This is a genomic window from Flavobacteriales bacterium, assembly GCA_021296215.1.
In the GTDB taxonomy this organism is placed as follows: Bacteria; Bacteroidota; Bacteroidia; order Flavobacteriales; family ECT2AJA-044; genus ECT2AJA-044.
Map to the genome: position 1 here is coordinate 1 of JAGWBA010000073.1, position 12,180 is coordinate 12,180.

The window sequence follows — 12,180 nt, forward strand, 5'->3', positions numbered from 1 at the left end:
CTTGATCTACACCTCTGGAACTACGGGCCAACCTAAAGGAGTGATGTTGAGTCACAGGAATATCGTGAGTAATGTGATGGGAAGTCGTCCGCGTTTGCCGGTCGATACGCAGGCCAAAGGTGTGAGCTTTTTGCCCTTGTGCCACATTTACGAGCGCATGATCATATATTTATACGTGTACTCCGGCGTATCGCTGTACTACGCCGAATCGTTGGATACCATAGGCGATGACATTCGGGAAGTACAACCTGAAGTCTTTACGGCCGTGCCGCGCTTGCTCGAGAAGGTGTACGACAAGATCATTGCAAAGGGAGGAGACCTGACGGGCATTAAGCGTGCCTTGTTCTTCTGGGCGGTGAGCGTTGGGGAGGAGTACGATATTGTTGGTAAATCGGCATTCTACAAATTCAAACTGGCAATCGCTCGAAAGCTGATCTTCAGTAAGTGGCAAGCCGCCCTCGGCGGTAAGGTCAAGGCCGTGGCATCGGGAAGTGCGGCTTTGAACCCACGACTAGCGAGAATATTCCTAGCGGCAGGTATTCCAATTCAGGAAGGTTATGGACTTACCGAGACTTCACCAGTTGTTGCCGTGAACGGAGATAATGACAATGATCGACGAATTGGAACGGTAGGCCCCGTGATCCGGGACGTTGAAGTGAAGATCGCGGAAGATGGTGAGATCCTAGTCAAAGGACCCAATGTTATGATGGGGTACTACAATCGCGAAGATTTGACCAATGAGGTCATTCGCGACGGATGGTTCCATACCGGCGATATCGGCAAGATCGTTGAAGGGCGATTCCTCAAGATCACCGATCGTAAGAAACAGATATTCAAGACCTCGGGTGGCAAATATATTGCTCCTCAGATCATGGAGAATACCTTTAAAGAGAGCCGTTTCATTGAAAACATCATGGTCATTGGGGAAGGGCGTAAGCACCCTGCGGCCTTTATTCAGCCCGATTTTGCCCACCTTAAGAGTTGGTGTGAGATCAAGGGAATTGCCTACTCCACCGATGCTGAAATGATCAAAGATGAGCGCATCATTGATCGGTATAAAAAGGAAGTGGCTAAGAAGAACGAACCGTATGGAAATTGGGAGAAGATCAAGAAGTTTGAATTGACTCCGGAAGTATGGGGAGTCGAGGGAGGAGAGTTGACTCCGACCATGAAGCTACGGCGAAAACCGATACTGGAGAAGTACGCCGGGCTCTATGAAGAAATATACGGGGAGCCACCCTTCCGCCCGTAGGGCGAGAAAAACATAGATATGAGGATCCGCTTAAACGAGTTTTGGGCGGATTCTTTTTTATTTAACCTTAAATACTATGCTTGCATAATATATTTTTATATATTCGACATCCATGAAAAGAGAAGAAACCATTGATTTCCAGGTTAAGGCGCTTTGGCACAGCATTGCTCGGATGTATAACGAGGAGGCTGAAAAGTACGGGGGAACGTTGACCATTGCCTACGTTTTGCTCAACGTGGATTCGGAAGGAACGCCTTCAACGATGTTGGGGCCGCGCATTGGGATGGAGCCCACGAGCTTGTCGCGCACCTTGAAGAACATGGAGGAAAAAGGCCTGATCGACCGCAAACCGAATCCGGCCGACGGGCGCGGAGTGCTGGTGTCGCTGACGCGCGAAGGAAAGCGCAAACGTCAGGTGTCGAAAGACGCGGTGGTCAACTTCAATGAGCGGGTACGGACGGTGGTTCCGGATGCCGATATGAAGGCCTTCTTTAAAGTCATGGATGCCATTCAAACGCTGATCAACGAAAAGCAAATACACTTAACAGACGCATGAAAAGAACGATAAAACAAGTAGCCATTCTCGGTTCGGGGATCATGGGGTCGCGCATAGCGATGCACTTCGCCAATATTGGAGTGAAGGTGTTGTTGCTCGACATCGTGCCGTTCGAACCGACGGAGGCCGAAAAGAAAAAGGGATTGACCAAGGAGGACGCGGTGGTGCGGAATCGCATCGTGACCGAATCGTTCCGGAACGCATTGAAATCGAACCCTTCGCCTATTTATAAAAAGGAATACGCAGACCGCGTGACTTTAGGGAACTTCGATGACGATCTGCATAAGATCGCGGAAGTCGACTGGATCATGGAGGTAGTTGTGGAGCGGCTCGATATCAAGAAACAGGTATTCGACAAGGTCGAAAAGCACCGCAAGCCGGGTACGTTGATCTCGACCAATACTTCCGGAATTCCGATCCACTTAATGCTCGAAGGTCGATCAGACGATTTCAAGAAGCATTTCTGCGGAACGCATTTCTTTAACCCACCTCGATATTTGCGCTTGTTGGAGATCATTCCAACCCCAGAGACCGATCAGGCCATCGTGGACTTCATGATGGAATACGGCGATCTATTCCTCGGAAAAACAACTGTACTGGCCAAGGATACACCGGCATTCATTGCGAACCGTATAGGCGTGTACAGCATTATGAGTTTGTTCCACTCCGTAAAGGAGATGGGCTTGACCGTCGAAGAGGTCGATAAGCTCACCGGTCCTGTTTTGGGCCGCCCAAAATCGGCAACTTTCCGGACATCGGATGTTGTGGGGCTCGATACCTTGGTTCATGTGGCCAATGGTCTTAAGGAGGCTGTTCCGAACGATGAAATGAACGAGCTCTTTGCCTTGCCCGATTTTATCGAGCAAATGGTGAGCAACGACATGTTGGGTTCGAAATCGGGAAAGGGATTCTATAAGAAGGTGAGGAAAGAGGATGGGTCGTCCGATATTTTGACGCTCGATCTCGAGACCTTGGAATACCGCGATAAAAAGCGGGCCAAGTTCACCACATTGGAGCAGACCAAGCAGGTGACCGACCTCAAGGAGCGCATACCGATGCTTGTGGGCGGTAAGGACAAAGCTGGCGACTTTTACAGAAAGATGTTTGCCGGAGTCTTCGCTTATGTGAGCCATCGAATTCCCGAGATCTCAAACGATTTGTTCCGTATCGACGATGGAATGAAGGCCGGTTTTGGCTGGGGGTTAGGACCTTTCGAGTATTGGGACGTGATCGGTGTTGAAAAAGGTTTGAAGCTCATTGAGGATGAGGGGTTGACCGTTGCCGACTGGGTGAAAGAAATGGTGGCATCGGGCCGCAAAAGCTTTTACGAGCTGTCGGACGGTGAGCTCTTGTACTATGATATTCCGAAGAATGAATCGGCCAAAGTACCCGGACAAGATGGATTCATCATATTGGATCGCATTCGCGAATCGAAAACGGTATGGAGCAACGCCGAATCGGTCGTCGAAGACTTGGGCGATGGCATTTTGAACTACGAGTTCAGATCGAAGATGAACACGCTGGGTAGTGGGGTTATCCAAGGATTGAATAAGGCCATAGACCTGGCCGAGAAAGATTACCGCGGATTGGTTATCGGTAACCGGGCTTCGAACTTTTCGGTCGGAGCCAATCTGGGAATGATCTTCATGATGGCGATCGAGCAAGACTACGACGAGCTCAACTTCGCCATTAAGATGTTCCAAGACAGCATGATGCGGGTGCGTTACTCGAGTATTCCGGTCGTTGTAGCCCCGCACGGAATGACCCTAGGTGGAGGTTGCGAAATGACCCTGCACGCCGATCGGGTGCAAGCCACGGCCGAAACGTACATTGGACTCGTAGAGTTCGGCGTGGGAGTGATTCCGGGTGGAGGTGGAACCAAGGAAATGACCTTGCGAGCCGCCGAGCGGTATATGAAGGACGATGTGGAGTTGAATGCACTTCGCGAGTACTACTTGAACATCGGAATGGCCAAGGTGGCCACGAGTGCTACAGAGGCCTTTGACCTCAAGATCCTCCGAGAAGGACAAGACCATATTTCTCTGAATAAGGATCGTCAGATCGCCGATGCCAAGGCCGCTGCCATTGAATTGGCGAATCTTGGTTATACTCAACCCATACGGAAGAAGATCAAAGTCCTCGGAAAGCAAGCTCTTGGTATGTTCTACATCGGAGCGCATGCCATGAAGAGCGGACAGTACATTAGCGAACACGATGAGTTGATCTCGCGCAAGCTCGCCTGCGTAATGGCTGGGGGAGACTTGAGTGAACCGATGCTCGTAAGTGAGCAGTATTTGCTCGACCTTGAACGCGAGGCTTTCTTGAGCTTGTGTGGAGAGCGAAAAACGCTGGAGCGTATTCAGCATATGTTGAAAACCGGAAAGCCACTGCGCAACTAAAAATACGACGATAACAATGGAAGCATATATAGTTAAAGGATACAGAACGGCAGTCGGTAAAGCGAACCGCGGACAGTTCCGTTTCAAGCGCCCAGACGATTTAGCGGCGGAAACCATTCAAGGACTCATGAAAGCCTTTCCGGAATTGGATCCGACCCGCGTCGATGACGTCATCGTCGGAAACGCGATGCCTGAGGCTGAGCAAGGTTTGAACGTAGGTCGTTTGATCTCACTGATGGGGCTTAATACGGTCGAAGTGCCTGGAATGACGGTTAACCGATACTGCAGCAGTGGTTTAGAGACCATTGCTATTGCTTCGGCGAAGATCAAGAACGGTATGGCCGATTGTATCATCGCCGGTGGGGTCGAAAGCATGAGTTACATACCCATGGGCGGATACAAAGTAACTCCCAACTTGGATGTGGCCCGAAACAACCCCGATTGGTACTTCAGTATGGGCTTGACCGCCGAGGCTGTCGCCAACGAATTCAAGGTTTCGAGAGAAGATCAGGATGAATTTGCCTACAACTCCCACATGAAAGCCTTGAAGGCCATTGAAGAGGGGAGATTCAAGGACGATATTCTGCCGATCGACGTAGAAGAGGTTTATCTCGATGAACGCGAGAAGCGCCAAGTACGCAAGTTTACGGCCGATACAGATGAAGGTCCTCGTGCCGGAACCAACATGGAGGCACTGGCCAAGCTTCGTCCCGTATTTGCACAAGGCGGAAGTGTAACGGCCGGTAACTCTTCGCAGACCAGTGATGGGGCAGCTTTTGTGATCGTCATGAGCGAGCGCATGGTCAAAGAGCTCAATTTGGAGCCCATTGCGCGATTGGTCAGCTACACGGCGATGGGCGTTGAACCACGCATTATGGGTATTGGGCCGGTAAAGGCCATTCCGGCCGCGTTGAAGCAAGCCGACATGAAGCTCGGCGACATCGAGCTCATTGAGCTCAATGAGGCCTTTGCGTCTCAGTCGCTAGCTGTACTCCGTGAGCTCGATATCGATCAAAGCATTGTTAACGTGAACGGTGGCGCTATTTCTTTGGGTCACCCTCTAGGATGTACAGGAGCAAAGCTGAGCGTACAACTGTTCAATGAAATGCGCCGTAGAGGCAAGAAGTACAGTATGGTCACCATGTGTGTGGGTACCGGGCAAGGAGCTGCCGGTATTTACGAATTACTCAAATAAGAACTTAACAACACGAATAAAGATGGCACTGAAGGGAGGAGAATTCCTGATCAAAGACGCAACCCCGAACGAGGTATTCATTCCGGAAGATTTCAACGAAGAGCAACGCATGATGGCCAATGCGGCCACGGAGTTCATCGAAAAAGAAGTTGTACCGCAGCGCGAGCGCTTCGAGAAAAAGGATTACGAGTGGACCGAACAGCTTATGAAGCAGTTGGGTGAAATGGGTTTGCTCGGAATCGGAGTACCGGAGAATTACGGAGGCCTCGGTATGGATTTCAATACGACCATGCTCATCTGTGACCGGGTAAGTGGCGTGAGCGGTTCGCTCTCTACCGCCTATGGTGCGCATACGGGTATAGGCACCCTTCCGATCTTGTTGTACGGTACTGAAGAGCAAAAACAGAAGTACCTGCCTAAGCTCGCTTCAGGAGAGTGGATGGGTTGCTACTGCCTAACGGAGCCCGGAGCAGGATCGGATGCGAACTCGGGAAAGACCACGGCCAAATTGACCGATGACGGTGAGCACTACATCATCAACGGACAAAAAATGTGGATCTCCAATGCCGGTTTTGCCGACTTGTTCATCGTGTTTGCACGTATAGAAGACGACAAAAACATCACGGCCTTTATCGTAGAAAAAGGATCGGAAGGCTTGGAGTTGAATCCCGAAGAAGAAAAAATGGGTATTCGCGCCAGCAGTACTCGTCAAGTCTTTTTTAATGATGTTAAGGTGCCTGTGAACCACATGCTCAGCGAGCGCGGAAACGGGTTCAAAATCGCTATGAATGCATTGAACGTGGGTCGTATCAAGCTCAGCGTTGCTTGTATGGATAGCGTTCGCAGAATCACCACGCTGTCGACACAGTACGCCAATGAGCGTCTTCAATTCGGACAACCGATCGCTCAGTTCGGTGCCATTAAGTCGAAATTGGCCGAGATGGCTTCGAAAGTTTATGCGGCAGAATCGATGACCTACAGAGCCGGACAGGAAATCGAAGACAATATCAATCGACTGCTCGCCGAAGGTGCGGATCCTCAAACATCCAAGCTCAAAGGAGTTGAGGAATACGCTATTGAATGTGCCATTGCCAAGGTACACGGCTCCGAAGTGCTCGATTACGTAGTCGACGAAGGAGTTCAAGTGTACGGTGGAATGGGATTCTCGGAAGATGCTCCTATGTCTGCTGCTTATAGAGACGCTCGTATTGCTCGCATTTACGAAGGAACGAACGAGATCAACCGTATGCTCACGGTAGGCATGATCTTGAAGAAAGCCCTGAAAGGAGAGCTCGATCTCGTGACTCCGGCCATGAACGTGGCCAATGAATTGATGTCGATCCCGAGTTTCGATACTCCGGATTACGACGAGTTGTTGGCCGAAGAGCAAGAGGTCTTGGGTAAACTGAAGAAAGCCATTTTGATGGTTGCCGGAAAGGCTGTGGAGACCTTTGGAACCGAGATCGAAGAAGAGCAAGAGATCATGATGAACGTAGCGGATATGATCATCGAGACCTATGCTGCCGAAAGTGCCATGCTGAGAACGTTGAAGCTGGCCAAAACGAGGGGTGAAGACAAGGTCAAAGGTCAGGTGGCCATGACTCAGCTTTACGTGTACAATGCTATTGAAGAAGTAGCGCGCGCAGGTTGCGAAGCTATTGGATCGTTCGCCGAAGGCGCTGACCGACAACTGTTGATGATGGGACTCAAGCGCTTTACGAAGCCTTTGAAGATCAACATCAAAGAAGTACGTCGCACCATTGCAGATGAGCTCATTGAAGCGAACAAATACTGTTTTTCTATTTCCTAAGCGGGAGTAGACTGTTTTGGTTAATGTAGCGGATACCGACTTATGTGGGTATCCGCTTTTTTACGCTAAGCCCTGCACTTTAACGTATCTTCGCCGCCATGAATCCGATTCGTTTTCAACTGGCCAATGGCATTCGGGTGATCCACATCCCCATGGATCGGCCCGTAGCTCATTGTGGGCTATTTCTCGGCGCCGGAAGTCGCGATGAGCGTCCCGACGAACAGGGAATCGCTCACTTTATTGAACACATGATGTTCAAGGGCACGCATAAGCGCAAGGCTTACCATATCCTGAGTCGTATGGAGGATGTTGGTGGCGAGCTCAATGCCTTCACGGGAAAGGAAGACACGACGCTACACGCCTCTTTTTTGTCGGAGTACTACGGTCGTGCCATCGAACTCCTCAGTGATATCCTACTCGATCCGGTATTTCCGGTCAAGGAGATCGCCAAGGAAAAAGTGGTGATCGCCGACGAGATCTTCAGTTACGAGGATTCGCCCGGCGAACTGATCTTCGATGATTTCGAGGAGATGCTGTTCCCGGACGATGCCATAGGCCGGAATATCCTGGGAACTCCCGAGATCGTGAATACTTTTTCCGCGCCCATGCTGCACGATTTCAGACGCCGGAGGTATGCGCCGAATGAAGTGGTTTTCGCCAGTGTGGGTCGAATTAGTGAAAAACGTCTGCGCCAGTACTTAGATCAATATTTGGGCGAACGAACGCTTCCGGCCGAGAGGCCGAAAACCAGAAAAGAACCGGCCCCATACCGCACCCAAGAGCGCATTGTGCAACGCGATACTTTTCAAAGTCACTGTATTTTGGGCAGTCGCTGTTACGAGACGTTCGACGACCGCCTCACGGCCATGGCCCTGCTGAATAACTTGCTCGGTGGACCCGGGATGAATTCGCGATTGAACCTCAATGTGCGCGAAAAGTACGGCTTTACTTATCACATCGAAAGTTACTACCAGGCGTATAGCGACACCGGGGTTTTTGGCATATATCTGGGCACGGACAAGGGGCAAATGAAGCACTCAATAGATTTGGTTCAGCGCGAGTTGCGCCGGCTGAGAGAGATAAAACTGGGCGTGCTACAATTGAGTCGCGCCAAGAAACAGCTGCTCGGACAGTTGGCGATCGCCACGGAAAACAACGGCAGTTTGATGCTCGCTGCCGGAAAGAGATTGCTGCAGAGCAACCAGTTTGAAGACCTGCACGATTTGGCCGAAAAGGTTGAGGCCGTGACCGCGGAAAACGTCATCGAGGTCGCCAACGAGATCTTTGATCCGCGCCAATTGAGTACCTTGGTCTACCAAGCCAAGTGATATGGATTTTCTGAACCCCGAGATCGAAGAATACGCTGCAACACATACCAGCGGCGAAAGTGAATTACTGCAAAAGGTCAATCGCGAAACCCACATGAAGGTACTGAATCCGCGCATGTTGAGCGGCCACCTCCAAGGTCGGTTCTTGGCGATGATCTCGAAAATGATCGAACCCCGTTTCGTGCTCGAGGTCGGTACCTACACGGGCTACAGTGCGCTTTGTTTTTTAGAGGGCCTACGGCCCGATGGAGAGCTTCACACTATTGATTGTGACGAGGAGCTCGCCGATAGAACGGCGGGCTATTTTGATGAGGCCAAAGGGGGCAATAGAATTCACCCCCATTTGGGTGAGGCTAAGGTCATTCTGAACGAATTGAGCCGTCCGTGGGATTTGGTCTTTTTGGATGCCGATAAAGAGAATTACGTGCATTATTACCATCAGGTGATCGATGATTTGAAAGTAGGCGGATACCTCTTGGCCGACAACGTACTGTGGAGCGGGAAAGTGTTGGAAAAAACGGATAAGGGCGATGCGGATACGGCCGGATTAAAGGCATTCAATAAGCTCGTTCAGGACGATGATCGCGTTGAAAATATGCTGCTTCCGCTTCGCGATGGGCTCATGATGTGCCGCAAGGTCGGGTAATTGGTTATGCATTGTGAATCGTATTCGCTATATTTGTGTTTAATCTATTAATTCAAAATCTCCTTATATGAAGAGAATCTCTACACTTTTGTTTTGTGCTCTGTTGTCTACAGTTGCTTTTGGACAGTCGAGAGCGTATGAAACCTCGAATAAAGCTTTTGAGGGACCTAATTCCTCATTGCGCGTTCCTACAGATACCCTGATTCCAGGTGGAGGACCTTCTACCGGATGGGTATTTTACAACTCGGCCAGTGGAGGTTATGTTGGCGGTAACAACGGTTATGGCGACATGGAAAAAGCCCAATACTTCCTAGTACAAGATGGATATAACATCGAAGGTGGTATTTTCTGGTTTGGTGGAAAGGATGTACAGGGTGACGGAGCCGTGGATTTCAACATTTATGACATGGACGGCACGGCTAACACTACTACTGATTCAACTGGCATTGGTCCGGGTACCATTTTGCTTAGTGAGTCGTCAGGGCCCGTAAGTGCGATTGATACAGCTTCTAGTTTTGACGCTGCGCATGTTCACATGTTCGCTGTACAATTGACCGTTATGACTGACTATGCGATGGGAGTCAATTTCAACGCGCTTTATGCCACGTCAGATACGCTTGGATTGGTAGCGTCTGCGGATGGAGACGATGTTGGTTTCAATTCTTCTTTTGAATCTTGGAGTGATGGTAGCTGGTACAGCATTTATTCTGGATGGGGTTTGGATGTATTCTTTGCAATCTTCCCTATCGTTGATTTGTCTGTAAGCAGCATTGAGGAGCAGAGTTTCATTAACGGAGTAAAGGCTCAGGTATATCCTAATCCAGCTGCTAGTCAAGCTAGCTTGAAGTTCGAAATTGAGAATAATGCCGAAGTACAAGTGATTGTTTATGACGCTACTGGTCGCGTATTGATGAATGACGAATTCGGTTCAATGAGTGCCGGAAGTCATGAGATCAAATTGCCAGTCGAAAATTGGAACGCCGGAGTTTATTACTACACAGTTATTGCGGGTAACTATGCGCACAGTCTTACGAGTAAATTCGTTTTGAGCAAATAAGCTCTTTTAACGTATAGTTAAGATTAAGTCAAGCGTTGTACGCTTGACTTTTTTATTTTTTTAAGAGCTTAATTAAATTCCTAATTATGAGAGTACTATTCGCATGTTTGCCAGTTAATTCTTGGACTTTCAGTCAGGCACAAACTGAGCCTAAGGATGCTCCATGTGATGATTTGGAATATGAATGGTTCATAGGGTGTGAGTATTTTACCACGGAGTCATGCGAGCCCTGTGAAATTTGTAGTACACTTCCAAATGGGGCCATTCCCGACTACGGGGCTTCATCAACCTTACATGACGAAATATATATTCACATTGGTCGGTTAACAGGCGCTGGAGATGATATTGAAAGTGGTTTTCAATGCAATTGGGACGGCTATGTTTATGGCTTCAATACCTCGGGCGAATTAGACACATCGATTGAGACGGGACAATGGGGTTGTGAAGAAGCGGAGTATACAAATGAATTGGGTTGGCTTACTTCAGACCGATGTAAGTACGATTACTGGTATATTCCACCATCGGGCGACTATATGGAGATTCTAGATAGGCCTTTTACAAAGCGGATATTCGATTCGAACCAAAATTTACTACATCAATATGATGTTGATAACCTGACTCTTTGCGATGTTCAAACTAAATTCAAAAGATATGGTGAGCTATGGAATTATTGGGAAGGTTGGCATATGGGATCCGGTGGAGTGTTTAAACTGTCGTTTCCGCAGTTTCCCATTGCGGATCCTGTTTATTTTGTTTCAGCTCCGACTCGGTATATGTATTATACGAATGGACCTGACGCGTGGCTCTACTACGGCGTTAAAGAATGGGACGAACGTTGTGCTCCATCAGGGACTGTCGGTTTAAAAGCGGAAGCTTTTACAACGGTGAACAATTTTGTAGATCATATGCCAAATTCTCATACCGTTTGGCCAGCTTATAATGATTGGAGCACGGCTCAAGAGGTATTGTTTACAACCGATTTAGCTACTATTGAAGGATTCTGGGGAGACAATGCAATAACTGTTGGATTTGTAGATAGTACAACAACTAAAAACCTTGATTTTTTTGCCTCGAATAGCCCTGGTAGTCCGACTATTCCTTCGGGAGCTTTTGTTATCCAAGAACTCGATTTAACAAGTGCTAATGAATATCGTTGGCGCTCCGGTCTTCAGTTCCCAAATAATATGCCAAGGTGCGAATACAATGGCGAGCAGCGGTTTTATCTTGAAGTAATTGGAAAATTTGAGAATGGTGAAGAGATCAATAATGTAGTGGATGTTACGGAAGTGGTCAGTTATGGAAATGCTGATCGACGCCAAATTTATGCGAATATTAGAGGAAAGATAAGGGATTATGCTTCACAAGTGTTGAATTATAGAGTTAGATTATACACTTGTGGTGAGGGTTGGGTCGTGGATACTGTACCTTGTTGTGAGCAGCCCGCCGCTAGAATTGGAATTGAAAATGGTGATCCTCGTAGCTCAAACCTTCAAGAAATGAGCATTAGTATAAATGACTTGAAAGTATACCGGAATAGCGAATCCAACAAATTAATTGTGGAAATGAATAATGGTTGCAGTGGCATTGTGAATTTGAAGGTTTTCAATATGCAAGGCCAGATGTTAACTTCATACGAAGGATTGAACACTGGGTTGAATTCAAGCACTTTGGAAGTTGACGCTAGTCATTTTTCATTTGGTTTATACATAGTTCATGTCGAATTAGATGGAAGGGTTATTCCAATGAAAGTTTATTTTGATTGATTTTTTCGAAAATGACTGAAAAGAAGCCGTCTCGATTTTAACTTGAGACGGCTTTTTCATTTATGAGTTGAGAAGTAGTTGATTTTACTAATCTTTGTGAAGATTTTTTTTGAGCAAGTCAGTCTATTGCCTGGATCTATGCGCTCATTTTTCTGATATTATGAGCTAAAGCAT

At 48.2% G+C, this 12,180-nt stretch carries 9 protein-coding genes; all 9 read left to right on the plus strand.

Going from position 1 to position 12,180, the window contains the following annotated elements:
* Positions 1-1,252 (plus strand): long-chain fatty acid--CoA ligase (locus J4F31_10495; protein ID MCE2496986.1); only part of this gene is annotated, 1,252 nt, incomplete at its 5' end.
* A 112-nt stretch (positions 1,253-1,364) separates the two neighbouring features.
* Positions 1,365-1,808, plus strand: a complete 444-nt coding sequence (locus J4F31_10500) for a MarR family transcriptional regulator (GenBank protein ID MCE2496987.1) — start codon at positions 1,365-1,367, stop codon at positions 1,806-1,808.
* Complete coding sequence (locus J4F31_10505; GenBank protein ID MCE2496988.1) at positions 1,805-4,207, plus strand: 3-hydroxyacyl-CoA dehydrogenase; 2,403 nt, start codon at positions 1,805-1,807, stop codon at positions 4,205-4,207. The genes J4F31_10500 and J4F31_10505 overlap by 4 nt, the downstream gene beginning before the upstream one ends.
* A gap of 16 nt (positions 4,208-4,223) precedes the next feature.
* The gene (locus J4F31_10510; GenBank protein MCE2496989.1) at positions 4,224-5,402 is read left to right on the plus strand and encodes an acetyl-CoA C-acyltransferase; all 1,179 of its coding nucleotides are present in this window, start codon (positions 4,224-4,226) and stop codon (positions 5,400-5,402) included.
* Between the two features lie 22 nt (positions 5,403-5,424).
* Complete coding sequence (locus tag J4F31_10515; GenBank protein MCE2496990.1) at positions 5,425-7,212, plus strand: acyl-CoA dehydrogenase family protein; 1,788 nt, start codon at positions 5,425-5,427, stop codon at positions 7,210-7,212.
* 98 nt (positions 7,213-7,310) lie between these two features.
* The gene (locus J4F31_10520) at positions 7,311-8,540 is read left to right on the plus strand and encodes an insulinase family protein (protein MCE2496991.1); all 1,230 of its coding nucleotides are present in this window, start codon (positions 7,311-7,313) and stop codon (positions 8,538-8,540) included.
* A gap of 1 nt (position 8,541) precedes the next feature.
* Complete coding sequence (locus tag J4F31_10525) at positions 8,542-9,186, plus strand: class I SAM-dependent methyltransferase (protein MCE2496992.1); 645 nt, start codon at positions 8,542-8,544, stop codon at positions 9,184-9,186.
* Between the two features lie 67 nt (positions 9,187-9,253).
* Positions 9,254-10,243 carry a T9SS type A sorting domain-containing protein gene (locus J4F31_10530; protein ID MCE2496993.1) on the plus strand — a complete coding sequence of 330 codons (990 nt, stop codon included), beginning with the start codon at positions 9,254-9,256 and terminating at the stop codon, positions 10,241-10,243.
* A gap of 86 nt (positions 10,244-10,329) precedes the next feature.
* A complete protein-coding gene (locus tag J4F31_10535; GenBank protein MCE2496994.1) occupies positions 10,330-12,006 on the plus strand; it encodes a T9SS type A sorting domain-containing protein in 1,677 nt (558 codons plus the stop codon).
* Positions 12,007-12,180: the final 174 nt, after the last annotated feature.

Excerpts from the sequence above, each read along its gene's own strand:
- J4F31_10505 (MCE2496988.1), top strand. The coding sequence starts at position 1,805 with ATGAAAAGAACGATAAAACAAGTAGCCATTCTCGGTTCGGGGATCATG.
- J4F31_10535 (MCE2496994.1), top strand. The coding sequence starts at position 10,330 with ATGAGAGTACTATTCGCATGTTTGCCAGTTAATTCTTGGACTTTCAGT.
- J4F31_10520 (MCE2496991.1), top strand. The coding sequence starts at position 7,311 with ATGAATCCGATTCGTTTTCAACTGGCCAATGGCATTCGGGTGATCCAC.
- J4F31_10525 (MCE2496992.1), top strand. The coding sequence starts at position 8,542 with ATGGATTTTCTGAACCCCGAGATCGAAGAATACGCTGCAACACATACC.
- J4F31_10530 (MCE2496993.1), top strand. The coding sequence starts at position 9,254 with ATGAAGAGAATCTCTACACTTTTGTTTTGTGCTCTGTTGTCTACAGTT.
- J4F31_10515 (MCE2496990.1), top strand. The coding sequence starts at position 5,425 with ATGGCACTGAAGGGAGGAGAATTCCTGATCAAAGACGCAACCCCGAAC.
- J4F31_10510 (MCE2496989.1), top strand. The coding sequence starts at position 4,224 with ATGGAAGCATATATAGTTAAAGGATACAGAACGGCAGTCGGTAAAGCG.
- J4F31_10500 (MCE2496987.1), top strand. The coding sequence starts at position 1,365 with ATGAAAAGAGAAGAAACCATTGATTTCCAGGTTAAGGCGCTTTGGCAC.